Origin of the sequence: Acetobacter senegalensis, from assembly GCF_001580995.1 — a bacterium.
GTDB lineage: Bacteria > Pseudomonadota > Alphaproteobacteria > Acetobacterales > Acetobacteraceae > Acetobacter > Acetobacter senegalensis.
In genome coordinates this window covers 50,021-68,842 of record NZ_LHZU01000144.1, presented here as the reverse complement: position 1 = coordinate 68,842, position 18,822 = coordinate 50,021, and the positions used below count along the sequence as shown (strand labels likewise).

The window sequence follows — 18,822 nt, the reverse complement described above, 5'->3', positions numbered from 1 at the left end:
AGGGAGAAAAAACGTATGCTGACGAATACCCGGCCGATTATTTCTGACCAGGATGCCGACAACCTGAAGTCTTTTCTGGGTCGCCGTACCGTGATGGGAGCTGGGCTGGCAGCAGGGGGCCTGCTGGCAACCCCGCTTTCCGCCATGGCAGCCGCTGCCGCCGCGCCAGAAGCGGAAATTACCGTTGATCAGGCCCGCACGGCACCGATCCCCATTATCCTGCCCAATTTTGGCGGTGGATTGGGTGCTCAGATTGCTGAAGTGCTGAGCAATGATCTGACCAATACAGGCCTGTTCAAGGTTCTGCCGGGTGGGGCCTCCACGGGCGCGCCAGATTTCTCTACCGCAAAAGCAACCGGTGCTCGGGCGCTGGTAACAGGTACAGTTTCCGGCAGCGGGTCCGTCCGGGTGGAAATGCGTCTGTGGGATGTACTGACACAGCAGCAGATTCAGGGCACGGCCTACACAACCTCTTCCGCCAACTGGCGGCGGATCGCCCACATTGTGGGGGATGTGATCTATGAGCGCATGCTGGGTGAAAAAGGGTACTTTGATACCCGTATCGCCTTCATTTCCCGCTCTGGCGCGCGGGCCCATCAGCGTACACGCCTTGCCATCATGGATCAGGACGGTGCGAACGCCCGCATGTTGACGGCAGGCAACTGGCTGACCCTGACACCGCGCTTCAGCCCGGTGAAGGATCAAGTGGCCTTCATGTCCTACGCCAATAATCGCCCGCGGGTGTATCTGTTTGACCTCGGCAGTGGCCGCCAGCAGATTCTGGGTGAGTTTGCGGGCATTTCCTTCGCGCCCCGTTTCTCTCCAGATGGTCGCTCCGTTGTTCTGTCCGTTACCCGTAATGGCGGATCAGACCTGTTTGTGGTTGATCTGGCCTCTGGCTCGCGCCGCCAGATCACGGCATCCGGCGCCATTGACACCAGCCCCAGCTACAGCCCCGATGGCTCACAGATTGTTTTCAACTCTGACCGTGGCGGCAGCCCGCAGTTGTACATCATGAGTGCGTCTGGCGGCGGGGCACGCCGTATTTCTTACGGCAATGGCACGTATGGGTCTCCGGTATGGTCTCCGCGTGGGGATCTGATTGCCTTTACCCGTATTGCCAATGGCAGCTTCTCTCTGGGGGTCATGAACCCGGATGGCACGGGTGAACGGATCATGACCGAAGGCTTTACAGTGGAAAGCCCGAGTTTCTGTCCCAACGGCCGTGTTCTGGCCTATTGCCGTCAGACTCGCGCTGGCGCAGGGGGGGCAGGCTTTAACTCCACGATCGGCATGGTGGATATCACCGGCTTCAATGATCGCGTTCTGCCAACACCGGGGCAGGCGTCTGATCCGGCATGGTCTCCTCTTAACGGCTAAGAGGCTTTAGTTTGCGCGCCTAAGGGTGCGCGAAAACGAGGTCATGAAAGGCGGACGGGAAATTTGCCCGCTCCGCCTTTTTTATGCCGCATTGGGGCGGATAATGGACAACAAGACACCCGACTCCAACTGGAGAGGTGTGGATTGTATCGAAATAAAAAGCCCGAAATGCGATTCGATTACTTCGCATGCTTAGTAAACTGCTGCCGTTGACGCCCTTCTGTGGCTATTTGGCATCGGTTTGCGAATGGCTGTCATCTAAATCTGAGATGTCGCTTGACCGGAAGAATAAGCTATGGCTTAGGGCAAGGTGGTCTCCAAAATTCGTCGGCTCTTCGAAGGCTTCGGAGAGGAGCAGAAGAATACGCGGGGATGCAAGCACTTAAGTTTGTTTTTTCTCTCCGAATAGTTCTCATATTGAACTAATCTCAGGATCCGACACATGAGACTGAAGTTTATCGCTGCACTTGGTATGGTTGCCCTTCTTTCTGCCTGTGCGCATGAAAAGGCGGATACCGGTGCGTCCACGGGTGCAGCAACGGCACAGCCGAGCGGCCCAGTTCCCGGTAGTGAAGCCGATCTGGTCGCCAACGTTGGGGACCGCGTGTTCTTTGATCTGAACAAGAGCGGCCTGACCTCTGACGCCCAGACCACCCTGCAGAAGCAGGCCTCCTGGCTGGCTCAGTACCCGCAGGTCAACGTTGAAGTTGCCGGCAACTGCGATGACCGCGGCACGGAAGAATACAACATTGCCCTGGGTCAGCGTCGTGCAAACGCCGCGCGTGACTTCCTGGTGGCCAAAGGGGTTGATTCCTCCCGCATTTCCACCATCTCCTACGGTAAGGACCGCCCGACCGCAGTTGGTGATGATGAAAGCGCATGGGCCCAGAACCGTAACGCGATTACTTCTGTCAAATAAGTTTCGAGTTCGTTCATATTTGGTCTGAAAAAGCAGGCTGGGTGGTTTTCGCCCAGCCTGTTTTTGCGTTCAGGCTCTTGTTTTCCGGGCTGGAATGATGAAATCCTTGCCCGCTTTTTTAAAAGGGTGAGGTCTTTATGAAACGCCTGGTGATGACATCAGTTTCCGCCTGCGGGCGCATGGCCGTGCTGGGTCTTCCGTTGGCTGCCGTGCTGGCCGCCAGCACACCGCTTGCGCATGCGCAGGAGGTTTCCAGCCGTGAAGGGCTTGCTCTGCAAAACCAGATCATGGCGCTTCAGCAGCAGTTGAGCCAGATCCAGTCTTCAGGGGGAAGTGGCGCACTGCCTGCGCCATCCGCTACCCCCGCTCCGTCATCCGGTGGGGGTGGGGATCTCACAGCCCAGCTTCTGGAACGCGTGAACACGTTGGAACAGCAGCAGCGTGAAATGCGAGGTGAGATCGATCAGCTTACCAATGATCTGCAAAAGCAGACAGCCGCGCTTTCCAAACAGGTAGCGGATGCACAGTTTGCCGCGCAGAACGGCGGCGGCGGGGCTGCTGCTGGTGCCGCAGCAGGGGCGGCAACTGCTGCGACCGCGTCCGCAGCAAGCGGGAGTGGAACGGATGCTGCGGCCAAGCCGACAACGCCTGACGCCATGCTAGCCGCCGGGAAAGCTGCCTTGCAGAAGCGTGATTACGCAACCGCTCACGAGAACGCCGAGGGCGCTTTGAAAAACGCCAAAGGCAGCTTCAAGGTCGATGCCCAGTTCCTGCTGGCGCAGTCTCTGGCCGGGGAAAAGCAATACCGCCAGTCTGCGGTAGCGTATTATGATGCGTACCGTCAGGCTCCCAAAAGTGCACGTGCGCCGGATGCCCTGCTGGGTGTTACGGCTTCCCTGCTGGCGTTGGGGGACAAAAAGGCGGCGTGTCAGGCGCTGGGAAAACTGAAGTCAGAGTTTCCCTCACCAACACAGCGCGTTTCTCATGCTGCTGAAATTTATGCCGGTCGGGGCGGCTGCCAGTAATTTCTGGACTGACCGACTTTGAAGGGGAGGGACTCTGGCGAGCCGATGGTGCTCTGCCTCCTCTCTCTCCTTTTTCTGACACTCCTGTTTTGCCCGCGCAGTTTCAGGCCATTATCACACGCCTTGGGCCATGGTTGCCGGATGATCCCTCCTTTCCACCCATCGCCCTTGCGGTGTCTGGCGGGGGGGATAGTCTTTGTCTGGCGTGGCTGGCATCGCGCTGGCGCAAGCGGCTTATTGCGTTTGTGGTTGACCATGGATTGCGCCCCGAATCCGCAGAAGAAGCCCGTTTAACGGTAAGTCGTCTGGCGAATCTGGGCGTGCCCGGACGTATTCTGACCCTGACAGATCTGGCAAAAGGTCCACGCATGGCAGAGCGTGCCCGGCAGGCGCGCTATGCGGCGCTGGCACACGCATGCCGGGAGATGGGCTGCCTTGATCTCCTCTTGGGGCATCAGGCGGATGATCAAGCCGAAACTGTTGCTATGCGGCAACGTGCAGGCAGCGGCCCAACAGGACTGGCGGGGATGGGGTGGAGCACGGTGCTGCCCGATATGCGGCTGGTGCGTCCTCTTCTGGGGTTTTCTCGCGCGGCGTTGCGCAACACATTGCGGCAGGCCGGTGTAGCGTGGGTGGATGATCCCTCCAACGAGGATACCAAAGCGGAACGGGTCCGTGTCCGGCAGGCTCTGCTCACTGGAAATAGGCGAGACACCTTATGGCAAGAAGCCATCCGCTATGGTCGGGCGCGTATGCAGCAGGAAGCGGAGTACACGCACTATCTGGCGCAGAACGCAGCGTTTCTACCAGAAGGGTGGGTGTGTCTGGGGGCTACCTTGCCGGAGCCAGCGCTGCTTTCTTCCCTTATCCGGTGTGTGGGCGGATTGCCTTATCCTCCATCTCCCTCTGCCGTCGCGCGCCTGTGTGCGGAACCGCAACCAGCCACGTTGGCGGGGGTGCAGATGCTTCGGCATAAAGGGCAATGGATTTTACTGCGTGAGGCCGCAGCCATGCAGGGTCGTGTGATCGCACAGAATGGAAACCTATGGGATAACCGTTTTGTGTTGCACCTGCCTTCAGAGCTTGAGGCGGAAGGATTACGGGTGGGTGCGGCAGGGATAGGCGTGCCCCGCGCCAGCCGCGCCGGGTGGCCCGCACGCTTATGCGCAACCCTGCCAGCCCTGTGGCGCGGGGGGCAGCGTGTTGCGGTGCCTCATTTAGATATATGGGAAGATCCGGTTCTGTGTGGAGCAGGGTTTACTTTCCGCCCACCTGTTCCGGTTTCTGGCAGCGGTGTGTATGGAGAGTTGCCAGAGTAGGGCAGGAGAAAAAAGCGCTGCGCAGGCCCCCAAACAGGCAGAAAAAACTGTTTGCGGGGTAGGAATATCCGTACAGCGTCCCATTTATAACAGCAGAGGTTGCATTTTCCGGCATCTGCCGCTCAGATTGGGGGCTCTCCGGCGCTCTCGCACGATAAGTATGGAAACACAGCCAAGATGAACAATTTAGGCCGCAATTTGGCTCTCTGGGTCAGCATCATCGTGCTGCTGCTTTTGCTGGTGGATGTTTTCCAGCCGGGGAGCACACAGCATGCGGCCCAGCAGCTTGCCTATTCAGATTTCGTGGCAGACGTGGATTCAGGCCATGTCCGCTCCGTTGTGATGCAGAATCACAATATCTCCGGCACTCTGACCGACGGGACCGCCTTTGAGACGTTTGCGCCGCAGGATCCTTCACTTGTCACCCGTATGGTCGGCAAGGGAGTTGAGGTTGTGGCCAAGCCGCTGGATCAGGAAGGCAGCCCGCTGCTGCGCTACTTCCTGAACTCTCTGCCCATTATCCTGCTGGTAGGGGCATGGCTGTTCATGATGCGCCAGATGCAGGGCGGCGGCGGTCGGGCCATGGGCTTTGGCAAATCCCGCGCCAAGATGCTGACGGAAAAGCATGGTCGCGTCACGTTTGAGGATGTGGCTGGCATTGATGAAGCCAAGAGCGAGTTGCAGGAAATTGTCGATTTCCTTAAAGACCCGCAGAAATTCACCCGTCTGGGCGGTAAAATCCCTAAAGGGGTTCTGCTGTGTGGTCCTCCGGGCACGGGTAAAACCCTGCTGGCGCGCGCCATTGCGGGTGAAGCCAATGTGCCGTTCTTCACCATTTCCGGCTCTGACTTTGTGGAAATGTTCGTAGGTGTGGGCGCCTCCCGCGTGCGTGACATGTTCGAACAGGGTAAGAAAGCCGCACCGTGCATTATCTTCATTGACGAAATTGACGCCGTAGGCCGCCACCGTGGGGCAGGCATGGGCGGCGGTAACGATGAACGCGAACAGACACTCAACCAGATGCTGGTTGAAATGGACGGCTTTGAAAGCAACGAAGGCGTTATTCTGATTGCGGCCACCAACCGTCCTGACGTGCTGGACCCGGCTCTGCTGCGTCCCGGCCGGTTTGACCGTCAGGTTGTGGTGCCGAACCCGGATGTGTCTGGCCGTGAAAAAATCCTGCGTGTTCACATGCGCAAGGTTCCGCTGGCATCTGACGTAGACCCACGCATTATCGCCCGCGGCACGCCCGGTTTCTCAGGGGCTGATCTTGCCAATCTGGTGAACGAGGCCGCTTTGGCTGCTGCCCGTCTGGGCAAGCGCACGGTTGCCATGCGTGAGTTTGAAGACGCCAAGGACAAGGTGCTGATGGGTGCTGAGCGTCGTTCCCTTGTCATGAGTGATGAGGAAAAGAAGCGCACGGCGTATCATGAAGCTGGCCATGCCATTACGGCTGTGCTGGTGCCGGAAAGTGAACCCATTCACAAGGCGACCATTATTCCGCGTGGGCGGGCACTGGGTATGGTGATGCGTCTGCCTGAAGGTGATCGCCTGTCCATGAGCAAAAAGAACTGTATTGCTCATCTGGTGGTGGCCATGGGTGGCCGCGTGGCAGAGGAAGTTGTTTACGGCAAGGACAACATCTGCAACGGCGCGATGGGTGATATCCAGATGGCGACCCGTGTTGCCCGCAGCATGGTGACCGAATGGGGCATGAGCGAAAAGGTTGGCATGATCGCCTTTGCCAATGATGATCAGGGCGGTGGCATGGGCTTCTTTGGTGGGGCTGCCAAGAACTTCTCTGAACATACGGCCAAGGAAATTGATGCTGAAATCAAGCGCCTGATTGACGAGGCTTATGATCAGGCCCGCAATTACATGCACGATCACGTGGATGAACTGCACCGTCTGGCCGAAGCCCTGCTGGAGTTTGAAACGCTGACAGGCGAGGAAATTCGCCAGATCATGCGTGGACAGCCGATTGAACGGGTGGAGATTGATGACTCTGCTCCCGTGAACCGTCGGTCTTCCGTGCCTCAGGTTTCCGGGCCGGACATCACACCGCCCGGTTCCAAGCCGGAAGGGGATGAGGGTGGCATGACACCCGTGCCTCAGCCGGGCTAAGAGCAGGATCAGCTAAGGTTAAGGGAAGGCGGCAGCAATGCCGCCTTCTTTGCGTTTTGGGGGAAGGTAATGGACTTCAGACGGTTGGTGGAACCCGCAGGGCTGCTGTATGGCGTAGCGGCCCGGCAGGCAGTGCAACGTGGAAATGCCTTGCCGCTGGCAGGGGGGCCTGCGGCTTTTACCTGTGCCGATTTGATAGAGGATGATGCACGGAGCGGGTTTGTTCCCGTAGCCTCTATCCCTGCCAGTTGGCAGCCGGAGCTGGCGCGTGTTGCAAGAAGCCCGGTCAGCGGGATGTTGCCCGAGACCCCCTTGGTTATGGGTATTCTCAACCTCACGCCAGACAGTTTTAGTGATGGAGGCCATCATCTGGAAACTGCTAATGCGGTCACAGGCGGGCTGGCGATGGTTCAGGCCGGTGCGGGTGTACTTGATCTGGGTGGGGAAAGCACTCGGCCCGGTGCCCTGCCCGTCACACCCGAGCAGGAGTGGGATCGGATAGGGCCAGCCCTCATCGCCCTGAGGGCGCAGGCCAAAGGCACGGTTCTTTCCGTGGATACCCGTAATAGTCTTGTGATGGAACAGGCTCTGGCTGCCGGCGCTGATGTGATCAATGATGTTTCAGCCCTGGTGCATGATCCGGATGCTTTGCCGCTTCTGGCGGAGCGTGAATGCGGCGTGGTGTTGATGCATATGCGGGGCGTTCCGGAAACCATGGCGCAGCATGCCGTGTATCAGGATGTGGCATGTGAGGTGGTGAGGGAACTGGGCCAGAGAGTGTGTGCTGCGGTGGAAGGTGGCATTGCACGTGAGCGGCTGGTGATTGATCCCGGTTTGGGTTTTGCCAAAACCACAGAACAGAACCTTGAAATGCTGTCCCGTTTACCTTTGCTGGCCAATCTGGGTTGCCGCGTGCTGCTGGGGGTGTCCCGCAAACGTATGATCGGAGCGTTGACAGGAGTATCAGACCCCGCGCTGAGGGACCCGGCCACTCAGGCCGCCACATTGGAGGCTCTACCTTTGGGGAACAGTCTTTTGCGCGTGCATGCGGTGGAAGGAATGGTGCAGGCAGTAAAGTTGTGGCGGGCCGTACACGCAACCTGAAAAAAGACGGCTGTTAGGGGTCTTCACGGTTTCTTCACACCCTGAATCGTTTTAGGGAGAAGGGAAGAAAGAAAAAAGCCATTTTCGGGCGTCACATCGTCTGCAAAACGGCCAGACGGCATGGAGAGAGATGACATGAGCAGGACAAGACGTCTTTTCGGGACAGATGGCATCCGGGGGACCGCGAACATTGCTCCCATGACCGTGGAAACTGCTCAAAAGCTGGGGCAGGCCGCAGGGCTGCGTTTTACGCGCGGTGATCACCGTCATAGCGTTCTGCTTGGCAAGGACACCCGCCTGTCCGGCTACATGATTGAAAGCGCGCTGGTGGCCGGCTTTCTGTCTGCTGGCATGGACGTTACTTTGGTGGGGCCTTTACCCACACCGGCCATTGCCATGCTGACGCGCTCTCTGCGTGCCGATCTGGGGGTCATGATCTCCGCCTCGCATAACCCGTTTGGGGATAACGGTATCAAGCTGTTCGGGCCCGATGGCTTCAAACTGTCCGATCAGGATGAAACGGATATTGAAGACCTGATGGCTGCCGATCTGACCGGGCGGCTGGCAACGCCGGAAAAAATTGGTCGCGCATCCCGCCTGAATGATGCTGCCGGGCGGTATGTGGAAAGTGCGAAAGCCTCCTTCCCGCGCAAGCTGCGGCTGGATGGCATGAAGATCGTGATTGATTGCGCCAATGGGTCAGCTTACCGCGTGGCGCCTACGGCCCTGTGGGAACTTGGGGCGGAAGTGATCCGGATTGGATGTACGCCTGACGGCGTGAACATCAATGAAGCATGTGGCTCCACCCATCCGGAAGCGTTGTGCAAAGCGGTGGTGCAGCATAAGGCCCATCTGGGGATTGCACTGGATGGTGATGCAGACCGCGTTCTGATTGCAGATGAAACGGGCTGCCTGATTGATGGTGACCAGATTCTGGCTCTGATTGCCCAGTCCTGGGCGCGGGAGGGGCGGTTGGTTGGCGAGGCTGTTGTGGCCACGGTCATGTCCAACATGGGGTTGGAACGTTTTTTGAACACTTTGAACGTGAGCCTTGAACGCACCGCTGTTGGAGACCGTTACGTGGTGGAACGCATGCGGGAGCTGGGCACCAATATTGGCGGCGAGCAGTCCGGCCATATGGTGTTGACAGATTTCGCTACCACGGGGGATGGCCTGATTGCTGCCCTGCAAATTCTGGCCGTACTTGTGGAAGACGGACGTCCTGCCAGCGAAGTCTGCCGGATGTTCAAGCCTTTCCCGCAGAAATTGCAGAACGTACGCTTTACGGGAGACAGCCCGCTTGAGGCGGATAGCGTGCAGGCCAAGCAGGAAGAAGTAGAGAAAAAGCTTTCAGGCCGTGGGCGGCTGGTTCTGCGCAAGAGTGGCACGGAGCCTCTGGTGCGGGTGATGGCGGAAGCCGAAGATGCCGCTTTGGTGGATGAAGTTGTCGCCCAGATGTGTGATGCGCTCCAGGCTGTGAGTGAGCCCGCCTGAAGCGCTAACGGGGGAATAAAACCTGATGGACGGACGGCGGCAAAGCGCTCCGGCGCGCGTGCTTTCCATCGCGGGAAGTGATTCGGGCGGTGGCGCAGGCATTCAGGCCGACATCAAAGCGATAACGGCGTTGGGTGGTTACGCCATGACGGCCATTACCGCGCTGACAGCCCAGAATACCTTGGGTGTGCAAGGGATTTATCCCGTTACTCCGGATTTTCTGCGTCAACAGATTCGCAGTGTGCTGGATGATCTGGGCACAGATGCCTTTAAAACCGGCATGCTGGGAGGGCCTGCTGAAATTCAGGTTGTGGCGGAGGAAATTGCGGCCTACCGGCAGCAGACTCCGCACGCGCTTCTGGTGCTTGATCCTGTTATGGTGGCGAAAGGTGGCGCTGCCTTACTGGCTGAGGATGCCATCAGCATGGTAAAGACCCATCTGTTTCCGCTTGCGACTGTGTTGACCCCCAATCTGCCGGAAGCGGAAAGGCTGACAGGCCGTTCTTTGCAGACTGTGCAGGATATGCGGCTGGCGGCCAGACAATTGCGAGAGGAAACAGGGGCAGCGGTCCTGCTAAAAGGCGGTCATTTATCAGGTGAAGATCTGGTTGACGTTTTTCTGGACGATACGGGCTTTACGGAATTTGCGGATAAACGGATTGCAACCCGTCATACGCATGGTACGGGCTGCACACTGGCCAGTGCGCTGGCAACGCTGCTTGCCCAAAATCATTCCATGACGGATGCCATTGATTTAAGCCGCCAGTATGTGCGGAACGCTATTCTTGAAGCACCCGGGTTTGGCCAAGGGGCAGGGCCACTATGGCATGCACATTCTTTTGTGAAGTTATGAGCCAAGAGGCCTGAAAAAACCTCTTGGCTCATGACTTGTGCCTCATTTTTGGGGCAGTCTTCTACTCCCCGGCAGCCTGAAGCTGGGGAACCCGGTTTTCCTGATAATGCGTGGCGGGACTAATACGGTTTGCTACGGTTTTTTTGGGTTGGGAGTCATTCAGAACATAACCGCGTCCCCATATGGTGGAGATAAGGTTGCCGGCCCCTGCCGCCTGAAGTTTTTTGCGTAATTTGCAGACAAAAACGTCAATGATCTTGATGTCAGGCTCATCATGTCCGCCATAGAGATGATTCAGCAGGGCTTCCTTGGTTAAGGAAATACCTTTCCTCAACACAAGCAGTTCCAGAATGGCAAATTCCTTGCCAGTCAGATGAACAGGAACGCCTGCTACGCTGACTGTGTGCTGATTAAGATCAAGGGCCATATTGCCCACTTCTGTAACAGGCTGGCTGTAGCCGTTTGAGCGCCTTAAAATCGCCTGAACACGCGCAACAAGCTCTTCAGGGTCGAATGGCTTTGTAAGATAATCATCAGCCCCGATTGAAAACGCCTTTATTTTTGAATGAGGTTTGTCAATCGCTGAAAGAATGACGATAGGCGTCTGGATTTTTCTTGCGCGCAGAGACGCAATAAAATCGTAACCATCCATATCTGGCAAAAATAACTCTACTATCACCAAGCCATAATTATAATTGCGCAGCATTTCAATCGCGCCGCGCCCTGTATCAGTCACATCTACGTGAAGACCCGCGTGTACAAGCACAGGAAGGATCGTCTGGGCGGATGTGTTGTTATCTTCGGCCAACAAGATTCGCATGGCGTTAATCCCTTCTCCCGGAAGAGAGTGTGAGCACACCTTATGGTTGTGCTTTATGTGTTATAATATCAATTCATATCGCTTCATATAACGTAAACGAATTTTTTACCACCATTAGTTGTATCGTGATGAGGGTATGCACTTATCGCATGGCGCATCATGCAACCGTTAACCACAACTTATGATTGAATATTTTCACTTAAGACATTTGATTGAGGCAAAGATGAAAAGACTATCGTCAAATGGTTTTCCATCATTATTTGTAAAGAAAATAATATCAAATAGTAATAATTTTTTTGAAACATTCTTTTCTTAAATAAAATCACAAATCAATTTTTGGATCGTACGTGGTGCCAGCTAAAGAAAGCCCTGCCTGTGTGCTGCACTGTGCGGATCTGATAAAAAGACCTGAAGATAATATTCAGTCAGGCAAGGCATGAGGTGGGGGAGGGGTATGGGAGCGAGCATGATTCTCAAAGATGAAGAAGCTACAGAGAATTTTTCCATGCAGGTTGCAGGAATGGTGCGTTCTGGAGATACGATTTTGCTCTCCGGTCCACTCGGGGCGGGGAAAAGTGTGTTTGCACGCGCTTTTTTACGCGCCTTGTGTGAAAACCCCAGTCTGGAAGTGCCAAGCCCGACTTATACCCTTGTTCAGACCTACGCCGCACCACAGGGTGCGGTGTCTCATTTTGATCTATGGCGCCTGAGTGGTCCGGATGAACTGGAAGAGTTGGGATGGGAAGAAGCACGTGACGGCATTGTGCTAGTGGAATGGCCAGAACGGCTTGAAGATCTGACACCGGAAGATGCGTTGCATCTGACTCTTTCCGTGCAGCCTGATGGCAGCAGGCAGGTTTCCGTTGAAGGATGGTCCCATCGACTTAAAGAAGCCGGTCTGTTTGTTGGCTGACAGGCACAGGTGTAAAAGGCGGTTTGAACAGTCTGGCGGCTTCGATCTGAGGGCTTTTTTGCCGCGCCAGAGAACGCCTGAAGACGATAGGGTCAGAACATTATGAGTTTGGCGACAATTCCAGCGCATCTCCCCTTTCTGGATCATCTGGCGTTACGGTGGATTGAAGCGGCGGGTGGAGACCCGGAGGCAATTGGTGAAGGCGTTATTGTTCTGCCTGGCCGTCGGGCTGCGCGTGGGCTGACAGAGGCCTTTTTACGCCACATGGACGGTAAGCCCATGTTGCTGCCTCGTATTATGCCAATCAGTGCCCTTGACGAAGCGGAACTGGGGCTGGCGTCTGATCTGGGAGGAACGGAGGGGCTGGATCTGCCGCCTCCTGTTGCCAGCATGACCCGTCTTGCCGTGTTGACCCGTCTGGTGTTGCAGGCAGAAGGTGCGTTTGGCACACGGCCCACGCTTGATCAGGCATGGCCTCTGGCCAAGGCGCTTGCTGATCTTATGGATGAAGCGGAATGGGCGGATGTTGATCTTGCAGCGCGTCTGCCAGAAGCGGTGCAGGATGATTTTGCCAAGCACTGGCAAACCATTTTGCAGTTTCTGGATATTGTTACCAAAGCGTGGCCGGAATGGTTGAGCGGGCAGGGTTTGATGAACCCCGTCGCGCGGCAGGTGACTCTGCTGCGGGCGCAGGCAAAACTCTGGCACGAACAGGCTGAGCAGGGGGATCAAAGCCGCTTATGGGCAGCGGGTTTTACAAATCTTATGCCCGCTACGGCAGAAGCGCTGCGGGCCGTTATGGCCTGCCCCGGCGGGCTGGTGGTGCTTCCGGGGCTGGATACCGCCATGCCGGAAGAAACCTTTGCCCATCTGCCGGATAGCCACCCGCAGGCTGGTCTGAGCCATCTGCTTGCATCATTGGATGCCGTTCGGGCAGATGTTGATGTCTGGATGGCGGGAGGGGGCTACCCGGAGCGCGCGGAGGCGCTCAGCCGTTCCCTGCTACCGGCCTCTGCGTTGGAAGACTGGGCGCGGGCTGGACAGGTGACCCTGCCTCACGTAACCCGCCTGGACCCGGCGGATCAGCAGGAAGAAGCCGTTGTTATCGCAATGCTGATGCGGGATGTGATCGAGCAGCCGCAGAAACGGGTGGCGCTGATTACGCCTGACCGTGGTCTGGCAGCCCGTGTGGTTACGGAACTCTCGCGCTGGGGTGTTCTGGCGGATGATAGTGGTGGGGCCTCTCTCATTGGTACGCCAGGTGGTGTGTTGTTGCGGCTGGTGGCGCAACTGGTGGATAACCGGTTTTCTCCGGTTTCTCTTCTTTCTGTTCTGAAACACCCTTTGGTGGCCTGCGGGCTTTCTGCCGGGGTGTGTCGGGCCTCGGCCCGCCTTCTGGAGCGAGTGGTGCTGCGGGGGCCTGCACCGCCCCCCGGCTTTGCGGCGTTGCGGGCTGCTGTTGAACGTGCGTTGGCCGAACACACGCGCGATGAGAGAAAAACGGAACGTGTTGAAGCGGGAGCAGAGGCAGATCGTCCTTTTGGGCCGGAACCGCTTCTGATGTTCATGGACCGGCTGGCAGTGTGTTTCGAGCCGGTGCTGGCGTGGCCTCAGAATGAGGGCGCAGAGGGAGATGTGCCGGAGCATCTTCAAGGTTTGGCCGATACCTACCGGGCTCCGGTGCCGGAACTGCTGGAAACCTTGATCAAGACAGTTGAGCGTCTGGTTCGTACAGATGCTGAAGAAGCGGCTGATCGTTTATGGCGGGGGGAAGAGGGAAATCTTCTGGCCAATCGTCTGACGGACCTGATGATGGCATCTGATATTTTGCCGCCTCAGCCTCCTGCCGTTCTGGATGGTCTGCTCAGCGCCGTTCTGGCGGAAGAGCGTGTGGCTAGCAGGCGGGGGGGAGACCCGGCAGCGTTGCATCCGCGCGTGCTGATCTGGGGGCTGTTTGAAGCACGCCTGCAAACAGCGGATACAGTGATTCTGGGCGGCTTGGCGGAGGGTGTCTGGCCGCCGGTGGCCGAAGCAGGCCCGTGGATGAGTCGCCCCATGCGCCAGCGTGTGGGGTTGCCTTCACCAGAGCAGGGAGTGGGGCAGGCCGCGCATGATTTTTTTGCCAGTGCGACGGCGGCGGATGAAGTGGTGCTCTCCTGCCCCAAAAGACGTGAAGGCGCACCCGTTGTGCCTGCCCGCTGGTTATCCCGGCTGGATGCGTTTCTGGCTGGGCGTGGTCTGTCTGTGCCAATGCATCCGGTTATGGAATGGCTGCATCAGGTGGACCGGCCAGCAGGGCCGGTACGCCCGGTTGCGCCGCCGCGCCCCATGCCGCCCGTCGCCCTGCGCCCCCGCCGCCTGAGTGTGACGGAAATTGAAACATGGATGCGTGATCCGTACGCTATTTATGCACGCCATGTGTTGCGGCTTCAGCCTTTGCAGGAACTGGAAGAACCGGCAGATGCGTCCGATTACGGGATGATTGTGCATGAAGCCCTTGAACGCTGGTTCAGTACGCATGGCACAACATGGCCAACCAATGCCGAAGCAGGTCTGCAAAAAATATTTCAGGATGTTCTGCATGCCCAAACGCTACGCCCTGCCTTGCGGGCCTGGTGGGAACCGCGCCTGATGCGTATTGCCACCTGGGTGGTGCAGGCGGAAGAAACATGGCGTGAAACGGCGGGAACACCTCATGCCATCAAAACCGAGTTGCGCGGGCGTGTGGAGATACCAGATGCGCCGTGCGGTCCCTTCCGTCTGGTCGGGCGGGCTGACCGTATTGATTTTGATGCGCAGAACCGCGTGATTGTGCGGGACTACAAAACAGGCACCTTGCCAACGGCGCGGGATGTGCAATCTGGGTGGAGCCCGCAGCTACCGCTTGAGGCTGCCATGATTCTGCGTGGTGGTTTCTCAGGATTACCGAAAATGGATGCAGAAGAGGCGCCAGAGATTGGCGGCCTGATCTACTGGCGACTGACCGGCGGGGCAGAACCGGGAGGAGAGGTGGCTGTCTCCGCCGGGAAGGATATTTCGCTGACAGACCTGGCGGAGCAGACATGGGCACGTTTGCGGGACCGTGTGGTGGCGTATGACAATCCGGCCCAGCCCTACCTGTCTCATCCTCATCCGGGACAGGAACCGCGTTTTGCCGATTATGCGCGTCTGGCCCGTGTGCCGGAATGGAATACTGCCCGAGTGGAAGACGAAGCATGACTGAGCGTACTCTGGTGTCTGATGCGATTGAACAGGCTAACCAGCAACAGGCGTTGGCGTCAGATCCGTTGGCGTCCGTGTTTGTATCGGCCTCGGCGGGCAGTGGTAAAACCAAACTGCTGATTGATCGCCTGCTGCGCCTGATGTTGCCGCGTCGTACGCCTGAAGGTGAGACTGTACCGGGCAGTCATCCTGCCCGTATTCTGTGTCTGACTTTTACCAAGGCCGCAGCGGCAGAAATGGCCATCCGTCTGCAAACCCGGCTGGGGCGGTGGGTTACCTTATCTGATACGGAACTGGACAAGGAACTGAAGGCCCTGTTCGTGCCGTGCACACCAGAAGCACGGCGGCAGGCACGGGCATTGTTTGCAGATGTTCTGGATTTGCCTGGCGGTATGCGGATTGGCACCATTCATGCGTTTTGCCAGTCCCTGTTGCGCCGGTTTCCGCTGGAAGCCGCCATGAACCCGCATTTTACGGTCATGGAAGAAACGGATGCCTCCCTTGCCTTGCAGGGATGTGTGGAAACAGTGCTGGGAAGCCGTTCCTCCGCCGTGCTGGCGCCTGTGGCCGGACAGATTGGTCTGGGCGATTTTGTCAGTCTTGCAGGGGCGCTGCGGCATGATTCCCGCGCTGAGCGTATCCGGGGATGGGTATCAAAAAAACCGGAAGATCTGCCAGCAATTTTTTGTCGGGTTCTGGGGCTTGCAGCGGGTGCGTTGAAGGGAAGCAATCAGGAGTTTCTCCAGCGGGCCTGTAAAACGTTTTCTGGTGAGGAGACGCTACGTCATTTCCTGCGTCTGCTGGCAGATGAAGGAACAGAAGCGGTCAAGCGCAATGCGCTGGCGTTGCTGGACTGGTTGAGTAGTGAGCCGCCTCAGCGCGCAGCACAATGGGATATCTGGCGTAATGGCTTCCTGACCAAAGAGGGAACATTACGCAAAACAGGTCTGATTACCAAAAAACTGACAGAGAAATATGCGGAGCAGGCTGAATGCCTTGCGCGGGAGGCTGAGCGTATTCAGGGCATAGAGGAATCCTTGCGTGCCCGTGAACTGGCGCGCCTGGGGGTAGCTCTTCTGAAAAACGCCGCTCCTGTAGCTGATCTTTATGAGGCACGTAAAACACAGCGCGGTCTTGTGGAGTATGATGATCTTATTCACCGAACATTGGGGCTTTTGAAAGAACCGGGTGCTGCCTGGGTTCTATATAAGCTGGATGGCGGAATAGATCATCTGCTGCTTGATGAGGTTCAGGATACATCGGGCGAGCAGTGGCGCATTGCCGGAGATTTGACCGAGGAGTTTTTTGCGGGCGAGGGCACCCATGCGCCAGAGGCTGGCCCGCGGACCGTTTTTGCTGTGGGAGACTATAAACAATCCATTTACGGATTTCAGGGCGCAGACCCGGATGCCTTCCGCACATGGCGCCGTGTGTTCCACAATCGTGCTACGTCAGCTGGCCTGCCATGGCGGGAGCCGGAACTGACCGTTTCCTTTCGTTCAACAGCACCTGTTCTGAAACTGGTTGATTCTGTCTTCTCTCTTCCAGAGGCAGCCAAGGGGGTGGCGGAAGAAGATGGTCGGCCCATGCACCACATAACGGCCAGACCGGGGCAGGGTGGCCGGGTTGAACTCTGGCCACTGGCGGAAGCGACGGAAGAGGAGGCTGATCCTGCCAGCCCGTGGGAGCCGCCGCTGGCCAATGCCACGCGGCAGAATCCTCGGCAGAAACTGGCGGATACATTGGCGCGCCATATTGCACGTTTGCTTGCCACGCCGCCTGCGCCGGGTGAAAAACTCCTCACGCCGGGCGATGTCCTGATTCTGGTGCCGCGCCGGTCTCAGTTTGTCACGGCTCTTGTGCGGGCGTTGAAAACCGAGAACGTGCCGGTGACCACATTGGTGCGCACCGGGTTGGCAGACCAACTCGCCGTGCAGGATCTGATGGCGCTGTGTGCCGCCCTGCTGCTGCCGCAGGATGACCTGACGCTGGCGTGCGTGCTGACCTCTCCATTGGGGGGCGTGTCGGATGACAGCCTGATGCTGCTGGCTACCGGACGCAAACCTGCCGAGCCCTTGTGGTCCGCGCTCAGGGATCGGCATGCAGAGCGGCCGGACTGGGCGCAGGCATGGGCGCTGCTGGATAGTCTCTTCCGCCGGGTGGATTATCTGACCCCGCATGAACTGCTGTCTGAAGCACTGGGCCGGGCAGGAGGCCGGGCACGCCTGCTGGCGCGGCTGGGGCCGGAAGCTGCGGAATCGGTAGATGAACTTCTCTCGGCGGCTCTCCGGTATCAGGATATGCATCCGCCCTCTCTGCAAGGCTTTCTGCACTGGCTGCGTAATTCGGAAGAAAGCGTGAAGCGTGAGGCCGAAGCCGGGGGAGATTCCGTGCGGGTGATGACAGCCCATGGGTCCAAAGGTTTGCAGGCCCGGTTGGTCATTCTGCCAGACACGGTCAGCAGGCCCCGGTATGAGGATCGGCTGTTCTGGGCAAAGGACAACCATACAGGGCTGGACGTGCCGGTATATGTGCCGCGTGGGGCGCTTGCCGTAGGGCTGACGCAGGCCTTGCGGGCTTCCATGCAGGCCAGCGCCATAGAGGAGTACAATCGCCTGCTCTACGTGGCGCTGACGCGTGCGGCGGAAAGGCTGATTGTGTGCGGCTGGATGCCGGGCCGGCATGTACCTGCTGAAAGCTGGTACGAGCGTTGTCGTCAGGGGTTTGACGTTGCGGGCGCCCAGCCCCAACCGTGGACGGAAGGTGATTGGGCAGACACCATACTGGTTCTGGAAGAACGGGCAGAGGTCAAGGAGCAGACCCCAAAGGCGGATGCGAATGCGCTACCCGAAACCGGTAAACCGACAGTCTCTTCTCTGCCCACGTGGATGGGGCGAGCCCCAGACTGGCGGCCTGTGCCACCTGTGCCTGATGCCAGACTGGCCCGGCCTCTGGCCCCCAGCCGACCGGATGATGCCATGCTGGGGCCGTTGCCACCTGTGCGTTCCCCATTGGATGTTGCCGCTGTGACTCCTGCCGCAGCGCGTGAGGCCGCGTTCCGGCGCGGCACACTGGTGCATGCCTTGTTGCAATATTTGCCAGGGCTCCCGCCTGAGCGGTGGGTCGATCTTGCGCACGGATGGCTGGCGCGCCCCGCCAGTGGCCTGAAACCGCAGGAGGCCAAAGTACTGGCAGATCAGGTGCTGGGGGTTCTGGCTCTGCCGGATCTTGCGCCCTTGTTCACGCCTGAGGCGCGTGCGGAGCAGCGGTTGGCGGGCGTAGCAGGCGGGCAGGTGATTGTGGGGCAGGTGGACCGTATGCGCGTTCTGGCAGACCGCATTGTGGTGTGTGATTTCAAAACTGGTCGGCACACGCCCCGTACTGTGGCAGGTACGCCGGTTCTGTATCTGCGGCAGATGGCGGCCTATCGCGCTCTGTTGCAGGGCCTTTATCCCGATAAGCCTGTGCGCTGTGTGCTGGTGTGGACGGAAGGCCCGCGGGCGGACGTGTTGCCTGATTCGCTATTGGATGCACATGCTCCGGGTAACCCTGCATCTTGACCGCCTGCGTTGCCGCCTTAAGTGTAGGGCTATCAGATGATGCGGAACCGTTTTTCGGCATCCGGTTTATGGCAGCCAAGGAGGCAGGG

Annotated in this window: 12 protein-coding genes; 11 read left to right on the top strand and 1 reads right to left on the bottom strand. The window is 58.1% G+C overall.

Features of this window, described 5'->3' with window-relative positions; translation table 11 throughout:
* Window positions 1-15: 15 nt before the first annotated feature.
* From tolB to thiD, 8 genes are all read left to right on the top strand, one after another.
* Window positions 16-1,380 (top strand): Tol-Pal system beta propeller repeat protein TolB, encoded by a 1,365-nt coding sequence (gene tolB, locus AD948_RS14400; protein WP_006559844.1) that lies wholly within the window; start codon window positions 16-18, stop codon window positions 1,378-1,380.
* Between the two features lie 442 nt (window positions 1,381-1,822).
* Window positions 1,823-2,299 (top strand): peptidoglycan-associated lipoprotein Pal, encoded by a 477-nt coding sequence (gene pal / locus AD948_RS14395; RefSeq protein WP_006559846.1) that lies wholly within the window; start codon window positions 1,823-1,825, stop codon window positions 2,297-2,299.
* Window positions 2,300-2,436: 137 nt separating this feature from the next.
* A complete protein-coding gene (locus AD948_RS14390; RefSeq protein WP_082741173.1) occupies window positions 2,437-3,324 on the top strand; it encodes a tol-pal system YbgF family protein in 888 nt (295 codons plus the stop codon).
* Window positions 3,325-3,413: 89 nt separating this feature from the next.
* On the top strand, window positions 3,414-4,643 hold the full coding sequence (gene tilS, locus AD948_RS14385; protein ID WP_248846052.1) for a tRNA lysidine(34) synthetase TilS: 1,230 nt from the start codon (window positions 3,414-3,416) through the stop codon (window positions 4,641-4,643).
* A 177-nt stretch (window positions 4,644-4,820) separates the two neighbouring features.
* Window positions 4,821-6,767 (top strand): ATP-dependent zinc metalloprotease FtsH, encoded by a 1,947-nt coding sequence (ftsH, locus tag AD948_RS14380; protein WP_045541832.1) that lies wholly within the window; start codon window positions 4,821-4,823, stop codon window positions 6,765-6,767.
* A gap of 69 nt (window positions 6,768-6,836) precedes the next feature.
* A complete protein-coding gene (gene folP, locus AD948_RS14375) occupies window positions 6,837-7,871 on the top strand; it encodes a dihydropteroate synthase (RefSeq protein ID WP_061472486.1) in 1,035 nt (344 codons plus the stop codon).
* A gap of 135 nt (window positions 7,872-8,006) precedes the next feature.
* The gene (gene glmM / locus AD948_RS14370) at window positions 8,007-9,365 is read left to right on the top strand and encodes a phosphoglucosamine mutase (protein ID WP_058987760.1); all 1,359 of its coding nucleotides are present in this window, start codon (window positions 8,007-8,009) and stop codon (window positions 9,363-9,365) included.
* 25 nt (window positions 9,366-9,390) lie between these two features.
* Window positions 9,391-10,218, top strand: a complete 828-nt coding sequence (gene thiD / locus AD948_RS14365; protein WP_061472485.1) for a bifunctional hydroxymethylpyrimidine kinase/phosphomethylpyrimidine kinase — start codon at window positions 9,391-9,393, stop codon at window positions 10,216-10,218.
* Between the two features lie 61 nt (window positions 10,219-10,279).
* On the opposite strand, the gene AD948_RS14360 is transcribed toward thiD, so the two are convergent.
* Window positions 10,280-11,038 (bottom strand): response regulator transcription factor, encoded by a 759-nt coding sequence (locus AD948_RS14360; protein ID WP_039903913.1) that lies wholly within the window; start codon window positions 11,036-11,038, stop codon window positions 10,280-10,282.
* Between the two features lie 466 nt (window positions 11,039-11,504).
* Here AD948_RS14360 and tsaE point away from each other — a divergent pair, with 466 nt between their 5' ends.
* The 3 genes from tsaE (at window position 11,505) to addA (ending at window position 18,733) form a co-directional block, all read left to right on the top strand.
* Window positions 11,505-11,951, top strand: a complete 447-nt coding sequence (gene tsaE, locus AD948_RS14355) for a tRNA (adenosine(37)-N6)-threonylcarbamoyltransferase complex ATPase subunit type 1 TsaE (RefSeq protein WP_082782472.1) — start codon at window positions 11,505-11,507, stop codon at window positions 11,949-11,951.
* Window positions 11,952-12,053: 102 nt separating this feature from the next.
* Window positions 12,054-15,170 (top strand): double-strand break repair protein AddB, encoded by a 3,117-nt coding sequence (addB, locus tag AD948_RS14350; protein WP_061472483.1) that lies wholly within the window; start codon window positions 12,054-12,056, stop codon window positions 15,168-15,170.
* Window positions 15,167-18,733 carry a double-strand break repair helicase AddA gene (gene addA, locus AD948_RS14345; protein WP_082782471.1) on the top strand — a complete coding sequence of 1,189 codons (3,567 nt, stop codon included), beginning with the start codon at window positions 15,167-15,169 and terminating at the stop codon, window positions 18,731-18,733. The genes addB and addA overlap by 4 nt, the downstream gene beginning before the upstream one ends.
* The last annotated feature ends 89 nt before the right edge of the window (window positions 18,734-18,822 follow it).